The organism is Microcoleus sp. PH2017_12_PCY_D_A (assembly GCF_020738565.1).
Classification (GTDB): domain Bacteria; phylum Cyanobacteriota; class Cyanobacteriia; order Cyanobacteriales; family Microcoleaceae; genus Microcoleus.
Map to the genome: position 1 here is coordinate 1 of NZ_JAEQCI010000107.1, position 18,585 is coordinate 18,585.

11 protein-coding genes and 1 pseudogene are annotated in these 18,585 nt (G+C 49.3%); 5 read left to right on the forward strand and 7 right to left on the reverse strand.

Features of this window, described 5'->3' with window-relative positions; all coding sequences use genetic code 11:
* The 3 genes and pseudogenes from JGK39_RS25960 to JGK39_RS25970 all read left to right on the forward strand — a co-directional run.
* Positions 1-345, forward strand: a pseudogene (locus JGK39_RS25960) (RNA-guided endonuclease TnpB family protein); the annotation flags it as partial.
* A 124-nt stretch (positions 346-469) separates the two neighbouring features.
* On the forward strand, positions 470-3,769 hold the full coding sequence (locus JGK39_RS25965; RefSeq protein ID WP_293248747.1) for an Ig-like domain-containing protein: 3,300 nt from the start codon (positions 470-472) through the stop codon (positions 3,767-3,769).
* A 34-nt stretch (positions 3,770-3,803) separates the two neighbouring features.
* Positions 3,804-6,863, forward strand: coding sequence for a calcium-binding protein (locus JGK39_RS25970; protein WP_293248750.1), 3,060 nt, complete (start codon positions 3,804-3,806; stop codon positions 6,861-6,863).
* Positions 6,864-6,993: 130 nt separating this feature from the next.
* Here JGK39_RS25970 and JGK39_RS25975 read toward each other — a convergent pair whose 3' ends face one another.
* The 5 genes from JGK39_RS25975 to JGK39_RS25995 form a co-directional block, all read right to left on the reverse strand.
* Positions 6,994-7,701 carry a rhomboid family intramembrane serine protease gene (locus JGK39_RS25975; protein ID WP_293248753.1) on the reverse strand — a complete coding sequence of 236 codons (708 nt, stop codon included), beginning with the start codon at positions 7,699-7,701 and terminating at the stop codon, positions 6,994-6,996.
* A gap of 474 nt (positions 7,702-8,175) precedes the next feature.
* Positions 8,176-10,197 carry a family 10 glycosylhydrolase gene (locus tag JGK39_RS25980; RefSeq protein WP_293248756.1) on the reverse strand — a complete coding sequence of 674 codons (2,022 nt, stop codon included), beginning with the start codon at positions 10,195-10,197 and terminating at the stop codon, positions 8,176-8,178.
* Positions 10,198-10,602: 405 nt separating this feature from the next.
* Positions 10,603-12,003: an N-acetylmuramoyl-L-alanine amidase gene (locus JGK39_RS25985; RefSeq protein ID WP_293248759.1), complete on the reverse strand. Its 1,401-nt coding sequence runs from the start codon at positions 12,001-12,003 to the stop codon at positions 10,603-10,605.
* A 169-nt stretch (positions 12,004-12,172) separates the two neighbouring features.
* Positions 12,173-13,270 carry a DJ-1/PfpI/YhbO family deglycase/protease gene (locus tag JGK39_RS25990; protein WP_293248762.1) on the reverse strand — a complete coding sequence of 366 codons (1,098 nt, stop codon included), beginning with the start codon at positions 13,268-13,270 and terminating at the stop codon, positions 12,173-12,175.
* Between the two features lie 319 nt (positions 13,271-13,589).
* A complete protein-coding gene (locus tag JGK39_RS25995; RefSeq protein ID WP_293248765.1) occupies positions 13,590-14,348 on the reverse strand; it encodes an SDR family oxidoreductase in 759 nt (252 codons plus the stop codon).
* A gap of 152 nt (positions 14,349-14,500) precedes the next feature.
* Between JGK39_RS25995 and JGK39_RS26000 the strand changes: the two genes are divergently transcribed.
* Together JGK39_RS26000 and tatC are read left to right on the forward strand one after the other, a co-directional pair.
* Positions 14,501-15,460 (forward strand): NAD(P)-dependent alcohol dehydrogenase, encoded by a 960-nt coding sequence (locus JGK39_RS26000; protein ID WP_293248768.1) that lies wholly within the window; start codon positions 14,501-14,503, stop codon positions 15,458-15,460.
* A gap of 515 nt (positions 15,461-15,975) precedes the next feature.
* Positions 15,976-16,743 (forward strand): twin-arginine translocase subunit TatC, encoded by a 768-nt coding sequence (tatC, locus tag JGK39_RS26005; protein ID WP_293248881.1) that lies wholly within the window; start codon positions 15,976-15,978, stop codon positions 16,741-16,743.
* Positions 16,744-16,803: 60 nt separating this feature from the next.
* Here the strand turns inward: tatC and JGK39_RS26010 are convergent, their stop codons facing one another.
* Positions 16,804-18,114 carry an O-antigen ligase family protein gene (locus tag JGK39_RS26010; protein WP_293248771.1) on the reverse strand — a complete coding sequence of 437 codons (1,311 nt, stop codon included), beginning with the start codon at positions 18,112-18,114 and terminating at the stop codon, positions 16,804-16,806.
* 56 nt (positions 18,115-18,170) lie between these two features.
* A partial coding sequence (locus JGK39_RS26015) for a PEP-CTERM sorting domain-containing protein (protein WP_293297830.1) occupies positions 18,171-18,585 on the reverse strand: 415 nt, incomplete at its 5' end.

Genomic DNA, 18,585 nt, shown 5'->3' on the forward strand with positions numbered 1-18,585 from the left:
GTCAAAGATAGACTACAACAAGAGTGCGCTCTCAGAGGATGGAGATTTGTAGAGCAAGACGAATCCTACACCTCAAAAGCTAGCTTCTTGGATCGAGACATACTGCCAGTGAAAGTTGGTGAAAAACCCGACAATTGGCAACCGTCTGGTAAAAGAATTAAACGAGGTTTATACCGTTCTGCTCAGAAATCAATTCTGAATGCAGATGTTAACGGTGCGGCAAACATCATTAGGAAATCAAAAGTAGCCATAGACTCAATTATTGAGCGAGTGGGTAGCGGGTTACTGACTAACCCTTTAAGAATTAAACTTTGGGCGGATTCATCCCCCAAAGTTTGTCCTTAAGAATCCCCGCGTCTTCAGACCGGGGAGTGTCAATAATCAATTTTAGGCCAGATTTGTGGCAACAAGCTGATACTAATCACTTCTTAAAGTTAATCGGGATCGTCTTTGATAAGGAGCCAAAATAATGCCCAGTGCAGTACCAATTATTATAGTTGAGCCAACGCCAACGCCAACGCCGGAGACAACGCCAACGCCGACGACACCAACACCGACGACGCCGACACCGACGACGCCGACACCGACGACGCCGACACCGACGACGCCAAGGCCTTCCGACGACACATTTGGCGGCATAGACGACACATTGGGCGGAGGCAATACCGCACCCTCAATCATCGGGGGCGTAATCCGGGGAACAGAAACCAACGACTCGTTAGTTGGCAGTCCAGGGCCGGACGTGATTTCCGGGCTGCAAGGCAACGACAACCTGCAAGGATCGGTCGGCGACGATTTATTATTTGGCAACGATGATGAGGACGTATTGTTTGGCGGCCCCGGCAACGACGTGCTCGACGGCGGTTCAGGACTCGATACCCTGTACGGAGGCAAAGGCAGCGACTCCCTCGACGGGGGAAATAACCCCGATTTGTTGTACGGCAATGACGGCAACGATACGGTAATTGGAGGCGAAGGCAAAGATACGACTTACGGCGGCAAAGGCAGCGACAGCTTGCGCGGTGGGTTGGGCGACGACAGCTTTTTGGGCGATCGCGGCGATGACGTTCTCTGGGGCGATCAAGGTAATGACTCGCTCTTCGGTGGCGAAGGCGAAGACTTGCTATTTGGCAACGAAGGAGGCGACTGGCTCTACGGCAATGGTGGCGCGGATACCATTTTTGCAGGTGACGGCGACGACATCGTGTTCGGCGGTGCTGGGGACGACATCGTGGACGGTGGTGCTGGCAACGATATTCTTTGGGGCGAAGCAGGCAAAGACATAGTAGCAGGAGGCGAAGGCAGAGATGTCTTCGTTATCGGTACCTTCAGCACCCCCGGTGGCAGCAGCAGCAACGGCACTAACCCAGCATTTCTCACCACAGGCGGCCCGGATATCGCCGATGCTGATATTTTCACAGACTTTCGCCAAGGTGAAGATGCGATCGGGCTGAGCGGCGACCTCAAGTTTGAAGATTTGGTAATCTTCCAAAGCACCGACAGCAAAGCCGGCAGCACCATTATTCGCAACGGCGTCAGCGGCGACTTTTTAGCAGTATTGCCCGGAGTAGACAGCAGAACCTTGGGACGCAGCTCATTTGTAATTGCCCCCATAGTTCCAGGCAGCGCCACCCCACTACCAGCTCCGACGCCGACTCCGAGTCCGACGCCGACTCCCACACCGACGGCAAGTCCGACTCCCACACCAACTCCGACACCGAGTCCGACTCCCACACCCACAGACACTCCGACTCCCACAGACACTCCGACGCCGAGTCCGAGGCCAATCTTCCCCACGCCGACGGCAAGTCCGAGTCCAACGCCGACGCCGACAGGAAGCCCGACACCGACAGGAAGTCCGACGCCGACAGGAAGTCCGAGTCCGACACCTGTCAATCAGCTTCCAGTCGCAGTTAACGACAACTTCACCACGGTTTCAGGTCAAGGTCTCAGTTTCAATGTTTTGTTGAACGACACCGATGCGGACAAGAACCCTCTGACTGTTACGACTTTTACCCCAACAGCCAAAGGAACTCTGACTCCCTTGGGCGGCGGCGACTTCCAATACACCCCAAATGCTGGCTTCTCTGGTTCTGACAGCTTCAGCTACTCGATCTCAGACGGCAACCGCGGCACTGCTCAGGCAACAGTAACTATCAACGTCAGCAACCCCCCACAGCTAGTTATTAACGATGGTGTGGTGGTTGCCAAAAGTGCTCCGACTCAGACAATCACCGCCGCCGATTTGTTGGTGACAGATCCCGACAACCCTCCATCGGAAATTGTTTACACGATTACTAAAGCCCCCGACGCTACCAGAGGTTTTGTGCAAAGGGGCACCACATTTCTCAACGTGGGCGGCAAATTTAGCCAAGACGATGTCAACAACAACATTGTCAAATACAACTTGTTAGCAGGAGGTGGCAGCGACAGTTTCACGTTTACAGCCTCCGACGGGTCTTCAAAGATCGGGCCGGCATCCTTCAGCATTACGGTGGTAGATAATATTGTCGATCGCACCGCACTTCCTGCCAGCAGCTTTACAGGCAGCAACATCAGCGACTACATCATCGGCGGGGCAGGCAACGATACCATCTCAGGCGGTGCCGGGGACGACATCATCGACGGCAGGGGCGGCGACGACTTTGCATTCGGTGATGCAGGCAATGACTCGCTGCTGGGTTCGATCGGCAACGACAACCTCGACGGCGGACTGGGCAACGACACCATCAATGGCGAAGATGGCATAGATTCGCTAGTTGGCGGACTGGGCAACGATTTGATGTTCGGCGGCAATGACAATGACATCATCTCGGGCGGTGACAACGGCGACACCATTGACGGCGGCGCTGGGAATGATTCGATATTGGGAGAAGCCGGCGAGGACTCGATACTTGGAGGCAGCGGCACCGACACATTATTGGGTGGAATTGGCGACGACTCGATCGAGGGCGGTGCCGGCGACGACATCCTCGATGGCAGCATCGGCAGAGACTTGCTCGATGGCGGTATCAATAACGATTCGATCTCCGGCGGCGATAGCGAAGACACCATTTTAGGTGGAGAAGGCAGCGACACCGGACTCGGAGGTGCGGGCAACGACTACATATTAGGCGAGGGCGGCGGCGACTCCCTGTTGGGCGAAGCGGGCGACGACACTGTAGACGGCGGCGCCGGTAGCGACTGTCTCAGCGGCGCCTTCGGCAACGACTTGGTATTGGGTGGCGATGACAATGACTCGCTTTCCGGCGGTGCGGGCAATGATATTTTGGGCGGCGGGAACGGTTCTGACTTGCTCACCGGCGATGCTGGTAATGATTTCTTCTACTACGAAACTCCGAGTGAAGGTGTAGATATCATTACTGACTTTAATGCTAATGGCACCGGCACCGACAGATTCTTGTTCAGGTCGTCAAATTTCGCAGGTTTAACCAACTCGGGAACTACTAACGATTTCACCAGTTTTATCGTCAGGAATATCGGCAGTGGCGGCGACAACATCAGCAAGCAAGAAGTGATTTTGTTTGAATCTAAATTTGACAACGCTCAAGCAATCAATGCAGTGTTGAAGAATCAAAACGGTTCGAGCAAAACTGGAGCTTTCTTCGTGTACCTGAACAATACTTTTAACCAGTATGTTCTTGGCTTTGACCCGAATGTGGCAGACGACAGTCTCCCAGCTTTCGATTTGGCAGTGTTGAATTCTATTCCTACAGTGCCGGGAGCTCTTAGCACCGTCATTACTGCCTCTGACTTTAAGTTTATCTAGTCGTTTTTGAGTAGCGTCGCAAGGAGTCCGAAAAATGCCCAGTGCAGTACCAGTAATTATTATACCGGAGACCACTCCTACGCCGTCGCCGGGGACAACTCCGTCGATGACGGGGACTTCTCCGTCGATGACGGGGACAACTCCGTCGATGACGGGGACTTCTCCGTCGATGACGGGGACAACTCCGTCGATGACGGGGACAACTCCGTCGATGGCGGGGACAACTCCGACGATGACGGGGACAACTCCGACGATGATGGGGACAACTCCGACGATGATGGGGACAGGCCCGGGGATTTCGATCGTACCGGTGCCTCGACCAACTCCGACTGTACCCACGCCTCCCCCACAGCCGCTGTTTGTCGATGGTGTAGTTGTCGCCAATGACGGGAATAACTATTTAATCGGCAGCTTGTTCAACGACACGATTTCCGGGCGCGACGGGGACGACACGATTCTGGGTCGGGACGGGGACGATATCATCAGGGGCGAAGACGGTAACGATTCTCTCAATGGTGGCGCTGGTAAAGATATCGTTGAAGGCGGACGCAGTAATGACACCGTGCGGGGCGGCAAAGGCGATGACTTGGTTTCTGGCGAACTGGGCAACGATGCAGCTTTTGGCGATCAGGGCAATGATGTTGTCTTGGGATTGGAAGGCAACGATACGCTGTACGGCGGTAAAGGCAATGACTGTCTGCGCGGAGGTGCGGAAGATGACCTGATTTTTGGCGACAAGGGTAGTGACACTGTTTTTGGCGACACGGGCAATGACTGCCTGATCGGCGCTGCGGGCAATGATATTCTTTTGGGCGCAGACGGCGGGGATGTCATCAGCGGCGGTGTTGGTAACGATACTGGTGAGGGTGGCGAGGGCGATGACTTGCTATTTGGAGGAGATGGCAATGATTTTCTCTCTGGGGATGCTGGGGATGATATTCTGACGGGCGATCGCGGGTCTGATACTCTGACAGGAGGCGAGGGTTCGGATATCTTTGTTCTCGGTAGGGTTGGTACGTCAGTTTCTAGTAGCGGGTTTCTGACTACTGGCGGCCGCGAGATCGGTGATGCTGATTTAATCAGAGATTTTAAGGTCGGAGATTCGATCGGTCTGGCTGGAGGTTTGAACTTTACACAGTTAAACATCTTCCAGGGTCAAGGCTCGAATTCTAGCAACACGATTATTCAGGACAAGCAAACTGGCGAATTTTTGGCGGTGTTGCTTGATGTGCGACCTAGTTCGCTAGATGAATCTAGGTTCACCACGGGTCGAATACCGCGCGTACAAGATAATCCCTTCACCATTCAGGGGACAAGTGTTTCTCCGACACCGACGGGGACAAATGCTTCTCCGACACCGACGGGGACAAGTGTTTCTCCGACACCGACGGGGACAAGTGCTTCTCCGACACCGACGGGGACAAGTGCTTCTCCGACACCCGCAACGGGGACAAAACCTGTTACGACACCGCCACCGACGGGGACAACTGCTTCTCCAACTCCGGCGACGAGTCCAACTCCGGCGACAAGTCCAACTCCGGCAACGAGTCCAACTCCGGCAACGAGTCCAACTCCGGCGACAAGTCCAACTCCGGCAACGAGTCCAACTCCGGCAACGAGTCCAACTCCGGCAACGAGTCCAACTCCGGCAACAAGTCCAACTCCGGGGACAAGTCCGAGTCCGACTCCATCACCATCACCCGGGACAAATCCGAGTCCAACTCCGTCGCCGGGGACATTACCGACACAGGTTCCCAGCCCGACTCCATCACCGGGGACAACTCCGAGTCCGAGTCCTTCTATTGTCCCGACTCCAACTGCGACAACCCCAACTCCTCCACCTTTTGGCGGGGGGCCGGTGCCGCCCAGTTTTACATCTCCGACTCCTAACGAACTGCCGATCGTCGAAACTGGTAAAACGCTGACTGCTTTGCAGAATTCGCCTCTGTCTCTAAGTATTTCGCAGCCGACAGATCCAGAGGGGCAACCATTGTCGATCGGAGTAATCGGAGTTCCCAATCCGAATTTCGGTCAAGTAGTTGTCGGTACAACTCCGATCGCCCTGAACCAAAAACTGACTGTTCAGGAATTGCTAGGCCTGCAATTCCAACCAAAAACTGATGTAATCGGGTCAGCCGGTTCCTTCAGCTACAGCGTAGCGGACGATCAAGGTGGCACGGCGGCAGCCTCAGTTGCGATTAACATCAACTCTTTCAATACATCGTCAACCCTTCCGACAAGCCTGCCGCCGGTGCTTGGCGATGACGGTATCGTATTTACGAATACGAATAATTTGCTGCCGACGTTCATCGACGTACTGGCCAACGATTCCAGCCCACAAAAAGGGCCGCTCAGCATTATCAATGTCGGCACGCCAAAACTGGGCATAGCTGTGAATCTCGGCACTCAGGTGCAGTTTATCCCCGGCAACGTAGCGGGTACAACTACTTTCACCTACAGTGTCAGCGACGGATTCGGGACAATTCCGGGTACGGGTACGATCGCCGTTTCCATCTTGCCGGCTGATAGCGGGCCTAACAGGTTGGTTGGTGGCTCTTTGCCGGACAATTTCAACGGTTTTGCAGGGGCAGATACTGTTGACGGCCAAGGCGGCAACGATACGATGAATGGCGGCTTGGATAACGACGTACTCGTAGGCGGCCTGGGTGCAGATACCGTAACGGGCGGCGGCGGCAGCAATCAATTCCGCTATACCAGTCCTGCAGACGGCGGGCCGACATTTGATGCGGCTTCTTCGGCGGCCATCAATGCTGCGATCGCCGCGGGCGGATACGATGTGATTACTGATTTTACCGGTCTCGGTGTGCCGATCGCCGATCAATTTAACTTTGCCCCCGGATTCCCGAATCTCAATAGTGGCACCCTAGTTCTACTGAACGTGCAGACAACTGTTTCTGCAAATATTCTGGGAGGAAGTGCATTCTTGTTTGCCTACGATTCCGGTGGCAATACATACATCATTTATGACGGCAATGGCAACAACCTCGCCGGCAACGATTCTCGCATTTTGGCGAAGTTAAATGGTGTAACAGGAGTTTCTTCTCTTTCGGGATTTGACTTCACGTTTATCTAGGTTCGTAGTGAGGACTTTAGTCCGCATTTTTCCGAGGACTAAAGTCCGAACGATCAAACCGCAATCTAGGTTCGTAGTGAGGACTTTAGTCCGCATTTTTCCGAGGACTAAAGTCCGAACGATCAAACCGTTAAATCTGATTTTCATCAGAAAAAAGTCCCAATAAAGGGCCGAGAATCGCGCCAAAAACAAAACCACCGGCGTGGGCCCAGTAGGCAACTCCCCCGGATTCCATGCCCACACTTGCCGGCGCATTCAAGGAAGCCAAACCGCTCAATGCTTGCTGTGCAAACCAAAATCCTAGAAAGAAGAAAGCCGGAACTCTGACTGTAGTAATAAAAATGCCCAAAGGTAGTAGAGTAAGAACTTTGGCTTGGGGATATCTGAGAATGTATGCGCCCATCACGCCTGCGATCGCGCCGCTAGCACCCAGGGACGGAATGGCCGATGCTGAGGAAAAAAACCACTGAGTTAGTGATGCTAAAACGCCGCAAGTAAGGTAAAATATTAAAAATTTGACGTGTCCTAAACGGTCTTCTACGTTGTTGCCAAAAATCCACAAAAATAACATATTTCCGGCTATGTGGAGAAAGCCTGCGTGCAGGAATTGGGAGCTAATTAGCGTCGTCCATTCGGGAAATGGCGAAACTGGCAGAGACACCCGGCACATATTGCTTAACTGGCAAGGAACTACCGCCCAAGAGTAGAAAAATTGCGTTAGTTGGCGATCGTCGGACAAACTGAGTTCGTACAAAAATACTAATACGTTTGCAGCAATCAGCCCGAAGGTGACGTAGGGAGTGATACTGGTGGGATTGTCATCGCGTAGGGGAACCACAGCTTTTTTTTCCTCAACATCAAAATATTGGGAACACGATAACGCATTTATACCCACGGTGTCTCCTATCTAGAGGAAGAGGGAAGAAGTCATTAGTCATTAGTCATTAGTCATTAGTCATTAGTCATCTTGCCCCCCGAGCAAAGCAGAAGGGTAGTCATTAGTCATATTATGTCCGGTCGATTACCATTAATATGGTAGGGATCCCCTCACCAACCATACTCGCCAATAATTGACAATCTCAAAAACCCGCCCCGGCCGAGCGAGGTATCGCAGTCAATCGACTGGACTTGATATCATTCATCACAAGGAAGAGGGGCTTGGCTGCTGTTGCGTTCATCTTTGCCAAGAGAAAGTGTTTGTAGTGAGGGCTTTTATGCGGACTAAAGTCCTCACTACAAACCTGCTTTTATGCGGACTAAAGTCCTTACTACAAACCTTTATTTTTGTGGTTGTTTGAGGGTGCTTGATATTTTATGCTGCTATTTCTATGAAAACTCCTACACTTTCTACGGCCATGATACTCACGGCGCACAAAGCATAAATTCCCGTTCCTACCGCGATTTGTACTGTGTCTGCATTGATGATTTTGATGAGCTTCCAGCTATCGCCATTCTTTTGATAAAGCGTCCAAGAACGGATGTTTTTATCGGCGGGATTTTTCCACTGCAAAACATTGCTATTCCCCACTTTTTGTACTACGACTGATACTGGAGGGGCCGGCGGCTTTCCATTTTGCCAAGGCATGGCGGGAACGAGTGCGGGTTGCGTGTATGTAGTGGATTTGAAATTATCGTAAATTTGCTGGCGGTTTTCGCTAAATGCTTTCATGCTGAAGAAAACGTTGCCTAAAGCTAAGCTGTCTTTTGAGTTGCGCGTAATCTCAATTTGATTGTTTATTTCCTGCACAGTCCACTTATTGCCGTCAAGCTTTCCTAGGTTATTTCCTACGTAAATATGTCGGTTTTGGGGGTTATTTTCTAGCCACCATTGCAGTAACATTGGATAGCTTTGAGCTGTTTGATCGATGCGCCAGTAAAGTTGAGGATTTAGATAATCTACCCAACCTGATTCTAACCATTTTTTGGCGTCGGCATAGAGTGTTTCGTAGGCGTCTAAACCGCGACTTTGCGGTGGTTGTCCGGGCCGATAAATCCCGAAGGGACTGATGCCGAATTTTACGTTCGGTTTGACTGTTTTAATTCCTTGTCCGAGTCTTCTAACTAATTTGTTGACATTTTCGCGCCGCCAGTCTCCTAAACTCATTTGTCCGCCTCGGGAGACATAACTATTGTAAATCTTGCTGTCGGGAAATTCTTTGCCGTCAATGGGATAGGGATAGAAATAATCGTCGAAGTGAACGCCGTCTATATCGTAGCGCTTTACTACGTCTAAAATTACGTTGTAAGTCTTTTCTAAAACTAAATCAATTCCCGGATCCATCCACAAGTCGTCGCCCCACGGATAAACGCATTCGGGATTGGTAACTGAGAGGTGCGGGCGGACGTTGGGAGGGGTTTGAGTGGAAACTTTGGCGCGGTACGGATTGAACCAAGCGTGAACTTCGATGTTGCGTTTGTGGCTTTCTGTAACTGCAAATGTTAAAGGGTCATAGTAAGGTTGGGGTGGCTTTCCTTGAGTTCCTGTCAGCCATGCACTCCAAGGTTCTAATTCTGAGGCGTAAAGGGCGTCGCCCGCAGCTCGAATTTGGAGGATAATTGCATTGAAATTCATTTCTTGCAGCCTGTCCAGGATTTTCAGGAGTTCGGCTTTTTGCTGTTCTGTTGAGAGTTTGTTGCTGAATGGCCAGTCAATATTCCATACGGATGTTATCCAAACTCCGCGAAATTCTCGCTGGTGGTTGACGTAAACTTGCGGCCTGGGAACTTTGCTGAGAACTATAATATATTGATTGTATATTTGTGGTGCTCTTTTGAGATATACTAATGCTTGATAAACCCAGGCGGCGACATCGGCTCGGGTGGCGTTTCCGGCGGGATTTAATAGGTTTAAATTGGGGGCGTTGACGACTATTTCGGATTGGGTGGCTATGACGATCGCCTTTTTGGCATAATTAGGAATTTCTGTACTGTCTTGGTAGATGTTTGATAGAACCAGATTGCTTGTCGGTGCAGCATTTGACCCAAATATGCCGCTGACTAAGGCAACTAATGCTTCGGCTCTGGTAATCTTATTTTCGGGTTTGAACAGGTTGTCGGGATAGCCGGAGATAAATCCTCTTTTATATGCTATTTCAATGGCGGCGGCGGCCCAGTGGTTGGCGCTCACGTCGATAAAGCGAATGTAGGGCCGTTTGTCGGGTACGGGAAAGGCTTTGCTGACTATGGCTGCGAATTGGGCGCGGGTGAGGTTGCTGTTGGGGCGAAAAGTGCGATCGGGAAAACCGCTGATTACGGCCCGTTCTACTAAGCCGTCAATGAATATTTTTGCCCAATGATTTTGAATGTCTGAAAAGCGATTTGTGCTAGAAACCATAGTGATAAGAAGGAAGAAGGAAGAAGGAAGAAAAGCTTATGTTTTAGTGTTAACAAGTAGGGTGTGCAGTGCGCACCGAAACCTAAAGGTGCGCACTGCGCACCCTACAAGAGGCTTTGCGCAAGAGACCAAGTAGGGTGCGCACTGCGCACGGAGACCAAGTAGGGTGCGCACTGCGCACCCTACAAGAGGCTTTGCACAAGAGACCAAGTAGGGTGCGCACTGCGCACGGAGACCAAGTAGGGTGCGCACGGAGACCTAAAGGTGCGCAGTGCGCACCCTACAAGAGGCTTTGCGCAAGAGACCAAGTAGGGTGCGCACTGCGCACGGAGACCAAGTAGGGTGCGCACTGCGCACCCTACTACAAGAGGGTTTGCACAAGTTCTGATTAAAATCCAGAGCAGGTTATAACAAACTTGCATTTTCGTACAGAAGCCGGATGATGTTGATGATTTTTTGTCCGTATAAAGGGTCAGAATTCCAGCGGCCTGCAAGTTCGTTGACGGTGGGGGCGACGCCACGTTTGACAAAGCGAAAACGCACGTTTTCTTTAACTAAAGGTTGGTTGATTGGTTCGGTGCTGGCGTAAGCTTTTAGGTGCTGAATTTGCGCTCTAATTCCTGTTCTGGCATCGGGAAAGGAAATGCCGGAATTTGTGGGGCTGACGATTCCCATGTCAGCAAAGTTGAATTGTTCTGGTTTGACTGCACCGCCAAAGTTGAGATAGTTTGTTTCTAAACACATTTGGCAAAAAGCTACGTCGTGATTGACGCCTTCTGCGGCTGCTTCTTGGACGTAAATTTGAGGTAGGTTGGGAAATATTACCAGGGCTTTGCTGTTTGTTTTGGTGAGAAATACTGTGATTTGTTGGGCGGTAGTTAAACCGCGTCCCATGATTTTTCCTACGCCGGAGAGGATATCGCGGCGCGATCGCAGGGATACTGATGTGGTGGCTTGATCCCAAGTTACGGAAATTTCGCGATCGCGCAAATCGACAGCCCGCACGAATACTACTCCATTGTAAGTGATTCGGCGATCGGCTGTTTCTGGTTTAACATTGAGAGCGTCTAGAACTTCGGAAGGAACAAAGGCATTTCCGTTGACCAAAATTCCTTTGTCTTCGTGCGGCGCACCGTTGATTTGGATATTAATTAAAGGATAAACTATAGGTTTTGGTGTCGGTGTCGGTGTCGGTGTCGGTGTCGGTGTCGGTGTCGGTGTCGGTGTCGGTAAGGGTTTTAAAGGAGTATTGTTTAACCAAGCTTCAAGTCCGTCAGCGAGTCCGAGGGCGACATCACGGCGGCGATTTTGAAATACCTTCAAATCGTCAGGGCTGGTTATAAAACCGAGTTCAATTAAAATCGAAGGAATGTTGATGCGGCGACAAAATCCGAGGCTGCCAACACCTGCTTCAGTATCTGGTTTAGCGCCGCGATTCGGTACTTCGGGACACCGACGTAAATAGCCGTTTAACAGCAAATCTGCATCAGCTTTTCGCGTGGGGTTGCTACCAATATAAAACGCGCTAGCACCCCGAACTTGAGGGCTAGAAAAAGCATCGGCGTGCATTTCTACTGCTACATCTCCCGGCTGGCAGCGGTTGTTGATCCAAGCGATAGTTTCTACTAAACTTAGAGTATCGGGCACAGAGAAAGTTGTTAGGCCTCGCTTCTGCAATTCGGCTACTACTAAATCCCGAGTTAGGATCATTTCCTGTGCTTCGGTGGTGCCAAAGGCGATCGCCCCGGAATCGCGCACGCTGCCTTCAAACCCGCCGTGTCCGGCTGAAACAAAAATAGAACCCATTAAATAAAACTCTCCACCTTGCAGTTACTCGATGTCGGCTTTTTAAGCTTGGGTTTTATTTTACCGCAAAGGCGTATATTTTATAATTGCATAAAAAATTTGTAGTTGCGCTCTGAGTGGGGGTTTTAACCCCCCAGCACAACTACAAACTTATTTATCCGCGTGAAGATTACATTTTTACAGCGGGGCTAGTCGAAGGTTTTGGCGCTTTAATTTCTTGGGAAACTGCGCGGGCGCGGAAGAGTTTAGCCACGACTTGCTCGCACTTGGACAAATCTGCTTCTATCTCTGTAAAGATGTCTGTTGATACCGGATCTGTGAACTTCGCTCGCAGGTTGTTGATATCGACAACACCTGTTTGCAAATCGCCGAGGGTGCTCCGCAGCAAGAAGGTTTCATCTGTTCCTTGCACCGAGGCTTTTAATTTGGCGTATTTGTCAGCAATTTGGGCGGGAATTGAGGGTTTTTCGCCGAAATCATTGAGGCGGTTTTCGAGAGCGAGGATGTGATGCTGTTTATTTTGGATCATTTCCGCCAGGAGCGATCGCAAATCGCTATCTCCGGTTTTTTCCGCATAATTCTGAAACGCTTCGCAAGCATAACGTTCACCTGCGAGGGCGGTATTCAAACCTTTAACAATGTCTGCTTGTGTCGAGCCACCCCAACCATTAGCTAGTTTCCACCATTCTGCACTGGCGTCGGTTTCTTCTGGCAAACCAACTGCTTTACCGCCGTAACCGAGGCGCGCCAGAATAGCGGTGGTAAATATTGCTAAATCTCCCGGCTGGCGGGAAGTAATTAAGTTGCCGTCAACTACTAAAGGTTCGTTGATGTAGTTAGCTCCGGCATTGATCGTGTCTGTTTTAATTGCCAAGAAACCCGTCGCATTTTTGCCTTTGAGCGCGTCGGCTTCAATCAAAACTTGCGGGCCGTGACAAACAGCAGCGACTATTTTTCCTTGTTCCATCGCTTCTTTGACAAACCGCACTGTATTGGGATTTGTCCGCATCATATCGGGAGCCATACCGCCGGGAATTATCACTGCATCGAATTCTTCTGCTAATGATTCAGTGGTAGTTCCATCCGCTTGCTGGGCGACTTTTCCTTGTTTCCCTGCATACTTTTCGTTAGTGCGCGAACCGAGGACAACTACGTCAAATCCTGCTTGTTTTAAGGCGTTGTAAGGAACCAGAAATTCGGAATCTTCAACTCCATTTTCGATGAGTATGGCAACTCGTTTGCTTTTGGCTCCGTTATCTGCTGTCATAATCAGTTTCCCTTAAGCTAGCATTTTCTCTAAATTTAATTCTTTTGTTGGTGTTTTCGCGTCTGGCTAAGGTTATAAATTGATTGGCGGGAAGATGTGCGAGGTGAGTCTTTGGAGGTAGGCTTTTGTGTATTAGCCGCACGCTACAATTTTGACAAGATTGCAAAAGTCCTATCAGATCGTGTCCGGTGGATTCACCACAATAAGATTGGTTTGTAGTGCGGACTTCAGTCCGCAGCATTATGCGGACTGAAGTCCGCACTACGAACCGTTTTTGCTATGGTAATCGGTCGGAGATGATATCAATCAAATTATAGTATCAATGGACGTAAGAAGCGCCGTTAATGTCGATCGTTGTTCCGGTAGCGTGCTGCGCCAAACCCGATGCTAGAAAGGCGATAACGTTGGCGACATCTTGAGGAGGGGCGATTTTGCCGATCGGGATATCGCGCACAATCTGTGCTTCGCCGCACTCCTGGATAAACTGATTAGACATTTCTGTACTGACAAATCCCGGCGCAACAGTAAAAGCCAAAATATTATCAGCAGCAAACCCTCTAGCAATGCTGCGAGTCAGAGCAACAATAGCACCTTTTGATGCAGCGTAGTGGAGATAATTCGGGTCATCGCCGCGAAAAGCAGCGCGACTTGCTATATTAATAATTGTACCGCCACTGCGAGTTTTGAAATGCAGAATTGCTTCCCGGCACAAGTCAGCAACGGCAACTAAATTAACTTGTAGAGTTTGCTGCCAAGCCGACGACCAAATATCGAAATCGTCCTCGATACCCGCTGACTGCATAATTCCAGCATTATTAACTATAATATCAATATGACCGCGCCATTTTACAGCATCTTGCCACAAAAGAGAGGCGGCGTTTGGTGACATCAAATCGGCTGCTAATAAATAACAGCGATCGCCCCCGACACTTGCTGCTACCGCTTCAGCTTCAGTTTGACTGCTGCTGTAATGCAAAATCACCTGGGCCCCAGCATTAACCAGAGTCCGCACCGTCGTTGCACCAATCCCTTTCGAGCCACCAGTTACTAAAATCACCTTTCCAGTTAAATCAATCATTTTCCCATCTCTATCATTTCTCTTTCTCTGCGCCCTCTGCGCTCTCTGCGGTTAACAAAAAAAATAAATCTCGCCCACCAACGAAATAAAATTGCTATATGATAATTTTACAGGATAAAGTGTTCTATTAGAAATAGACCGGAAAATTTGCCATGAAAGCAGTTGCGTTGGATCGCTACGGTTCCGCCGAGGAATTGCAGTACCGAGAATTGTCAAAGCCGATCGCCAAATCCAACGAATTGCTAGTCAGAGTTCGCGCTAGCAGCGTCAATCCCGTAGACTGGAAAATCCGGCAAGGACACCTGCAACTACTCACAGGATTTAACTTTCCTCGAATTGTCGGTTCAGACATCTCGGGAGTTGTCGTAGAAATCGGGCGGGAAGTCACCAAATTTCAACCGGGAGACGAAGTTTATACCTTCTTAAATCCCCTCGCGGGCGGTGCTTGTGCCGAATACGCTGTGGTGCCAGAATCGAGTGCCGCCTTTAAACCAAAAAACATCACCCATGCAGAAGCAGCAGCAGTACCCATCGCAGGTTTAACTGCTTTGCAAGCGCTCAGGGATTTGGGTGAAATTAAAGCAGGATACAAAGTATTGATTAACGGCGCTTCCGGCGGAGTCGGGATTTTTGCGGTGCAAGTTGCTAAAGCAATGAATGCGGAAGTAACGGGAGTTTGCAGCGCAAAGAATAGAGAATTTGTCAAGGGTTTGGGAGCCGATTATGTTCTGGATTATGCAGAAATTGATTTTACTCAACAGCGCGAAAAGTATGATATAATCTTGGATGCTGTCGGGACAAAAACATTTGCTGAATGCGAAAACGTGCTGCAACCGGAGGGAGTTTATATCTCGACTTTGCCGAGTTTAGACAACTTCCCACCGATGTTGACGAGCTGGTTTATTCCTGGTAAAAAAGCTAAATTCATTCTCGCCAATCCCAACCCAGCCGACTTGGGGATTTTGCGGGAGTTAATCGAATCTGATAAAGTTGACCCGATTGTCGATCGCACTTACAGCTTACCAGAAGTAGCAGCAGCCCACGCTTACAGCGAAACCGGCCGCGCTGTCGGCAAAATTGCGATCGGCATTGAAGAAGTCATTAGTCAGTAGTCATTAGTTAGTTGTTGGTTGTTATTTGTTGGTTGTTATTTGTTGGTTATAATAACCAAGGTCAATGCTTTTGGGCCCCATTCCCAATTTCCGATTCCCCATTACCGATTACCGATTCCCGATTCCCCATTACCAATTCCCGATTCCTTATGACTTCTCCCTCAGACTTGGAGACATCCGAACAAGATTCCGACAACAACCTCGAACCAGTTAGCGCGGAAAATAGCATTGCACCAGTCGCCGATGATTTGATGGCTGTCAACAACTTAGAAGGTGCAGAAGTTAGCCCGGAAAATATTGCACCAGTCGCTGATGATTCTATGGGTGTGAGTAACCTAGAAGGTGCAGAACTTAACCCAGAAAATAGCATTTCAACAATCGTTGATGAAGATTCTACGGATGTCAGTAACTTAGAAGACGAAGAAGTTAACTCGGAAAATATCATTGCACCAATCACGGAGGATTCTACGGATGTCAGTAACTTAGAAGACGAAGAAGTTAGCGCGGAAAATAGCATTGCACAAATCGCCGACAGTTTTCTGGGTTCCCGCAACCTAGAAAACGAATATTTAGACGAACTTCCCGACGAAGTTGAGATGTCTTTGTTCGACCATTTAGAAGAATTGCGACAGCGACTTTTCTACTCACTAATTGCAGTAGCAGTCGCCGTAGTTGGTTGCTTTTTAACCGTTAAGCCGATCGTACAATTGCTAGAAGTACCCGCCGGGCCCGTCAAGTTTCTGCAACTAGCTCCCGGCGAATATTTCTTTGTTTCGATCGAAGTCGCCGGATACAGCGGTTTGCTGCTCGCCACTCCGTTTATTTTTTACCAAATAGCCCTATTTGTGCTACCGGGCTTGACTCGAAAAGAGCGCAGGTTGCTCGGGCCAGTGTTTTTCGGTTCTAGTTTCCTATTTTTGGGCGGGCTGGTATTTGCTTACATCGCTTTGATTCCGGCGGCGCTGAACTTCTTTGTTACCTACGGGGCGGATGTTGTAGAGCAGTTGTGGTCGATCGACAAATACTTTAAATTTGTACTGCTGTTAATGTTCAGCACCGGTTTAGCTTTTCAAATCCCCATTGTCCAAGTATTGCTCGGCGTTTTGGGCATAGTTTCTTCTAAGAAAATGCTATCTGGCTGGCGTTATGTAGTCTTGGGTGCGGCTGTTTTGGGAGCGGTTTTAACGCCTTCTACTGACCCTTTGACGCAAAGTCTTTTGGGGGGTGCGGTGCTCGCTCTTTACTTTGGCGGCGTCGGTTTGGTGAAGCTTTTAGGGCGGTAAAAACTCGAAATTTTGTAGTTTTTGGGGTGAGCGGGTTGTAGCAAAAATATGGTCGATAGCTCAAAAACTAGAGCTATCCGCCCTTGCTTGTGTGAATTTTGAACTCTGAAATCTCGATTCGGAAAAATCTAGCGCCCACCAAAATATGTGCGCGTATTCAGCGGACTCAAACCAAGCGATCGCGAAAGTTGTATAGGCGATCGCCACAGCTTCAATACCGATATTCGGCGACCTAATAACAGAGTAAAAGCAATATCCCCACAAGGTAAAACAAGCAAGCAGCCCCAAAATGCCTGTAGAAACAGCAGTATCTAAAATCAAGTTGTGAGCTTTATAACTCGGTATTTTTTCAGTGCGAACCTGTCCGTTTAGGGCAATATAATCGTAAGAAAACTGACCTAGATTCACAATTTCAGGAGTGTTATTAGGATTGGTGACAAAAGGATAAGCGATGCCAAACCCGCCAAAACCCCAGCCAAATAGAGGCCGTTTTTGAATGCCCCGCACAGCAAGCTCCCACAGGGGATCTCGGCTGGACATTACTTGTGCGACAGATACCCGATTCCAGTCCAGCGGCCTTGTAAAAGTCATAGCACTAATTGCCAGCAATCCAATAAAAATAGCCGGGATTAATTGTTTGTAATATTGCCGTCCCAGCAAGTAAAATAATGCTATCATTAAAGATACAATTGCTGTTCGAGTGTTGGTAAATAGCAAAGCGGGGAGAATGAGAAATAAAGCGAGACTGGAAGTGCGATCGCTAATTAACTTCCACTTCCAACCAACCAAAGAAATAACTGCGGCGAGAGTCAATACTATAGCTGCGTGGCCGCGATGCGAGTAAAGTGCGATCGGCTGCTGTCCGCGAAAAATCGTACTAGCCAAAACATCATTCCCGACCAACTGACCGTTCGTTGCTGTATAATCAATTTGCCAGTTAATAACTTGTGGAAAAACGCTAACAGCTACAACCACAGCTCCAATCAGCAAACCCCGCATTTGACAGCGAAACAATTCTGGATGCAGTTTTAACAGCAGCCTGTTAGTGAGGCTAAAAATAGAAATTAACAGCCAGTACAGCCAGCCGTCTCCCATTTGGTCTTGTCCCCAAAAAGAACGCTCCGGGAAAGGACTTTGCAGGGTAGAAATCGCTCCCACAGTCAAAAAAAATCCCCACAAAACCAGGCAGATTTTCCACTGCCGGGAAAAAGTTAAAAGTTTCCTTTCTTCCCATAAAAATGATAAATTTGAAAGCACAATCAGCAAGACAACAAAAACTTTAGGCTGCGTCCAAATTTCGCCGCGGCTACCTCCCCAAGGGTTGATGAGAATGAGACTAAAAGCATATAGCAAAGTGTAAAGTTTTTTCATTTCACTGTCCGCTGTTCGCTGTTCGCTGTCAACTATCAACTGTCAACTATCAACTATCAACCATCCTGTCGCTTTTTCCGCAAAATATGCCGCATCGCAGCGAACCACAGCAGCATTCCATTAGCCGCCAAAATACTTCCCGGTTCCGGTACAGCTTCCGCATCAATTGGCCTGGGAATTTGTCGCATCTTGAAACTTCCTTCCCTTTCCTGAAAAGCTAATTGAATGGGAAATGCTGTTTCTGCTGTCGGGCCAAATAACGAATCAATTCCAGTGATTCTAAACTTGTCTACTGGATAACCCAATAAAGAAACAAAGTCTAATTTATCTCCGGGGCTGAAATTACCGAGGATCGAATCTCCTACTGCAACGGTAAATTGTTGGTCATCACCCACAGGGAAATCGAGAATTTCAGTAAATAAAGTATCTTCCAGAGATTGGAATTCAAAGCCGTAAGTAGTTGGAGGGTCA

Excerpts from the sequence above, each read along its gene's own strand:
- JGK39_RS25995 (WP_293248765.1), bottom strand. The coding sequence starts at position 14,348 with ATGATTGATTTAACTGGAAAGGTGATTTTAGTAACTGGTGGCTCGAAA.
- JGK39_RS25970 (WP_293248750.1), top strand. The coding sequence starts at position 3,804 with ATGCCCAGTGCAGTACCAGTAATTATTATACCGGAGACCACTCCTACG.
- JGK39_RS26000 (WP_293248768.1), top strand. The coding sequence starts at position 14,501 with ATGAAAGCAGTTGCGTTGGATCGCTACGGTTCCGCCGAGGAATTGCAG.
- JGK39_RS25980 (WP_293248756.1), bottom strand. The coding sequence starts at position 10,197 with ATGGTTTCTAGCACAAATCGCTTTTCAGACATTCAAAATCATTGGGCA.
- JGK39_RS26010 (WP_293248771.1), bottom strand. The coding sequence starts at position 18,114 with ATGAAAAAACTTTACACTTTGCTATATGCTTTTAGTCTCATTCTCATC.
- JGK39_RS25985 (WP_293248759.1), bottom strand. The coding sequence starts at position 12,003 with ATGGGTTCTATTTTTGTTTCAGCCGGACACGGCGGGTTTGAAGGCAGC.
- JGK39_RS25990 (WP_293248762.1), bottom strand. The coding sequence starts at position 13,270 with ATGACAGCAGATAACGGAGCCAAAAGCAAACGAGTTGCCATACTCATC.
- JGK39_RS25965 (WP_293248747.1), top strand. The coding sequence starts at position 470 with ATGCCCAGTGCAGTACCAATTATTATAGTTGAGCCAACGCCAACGCCA.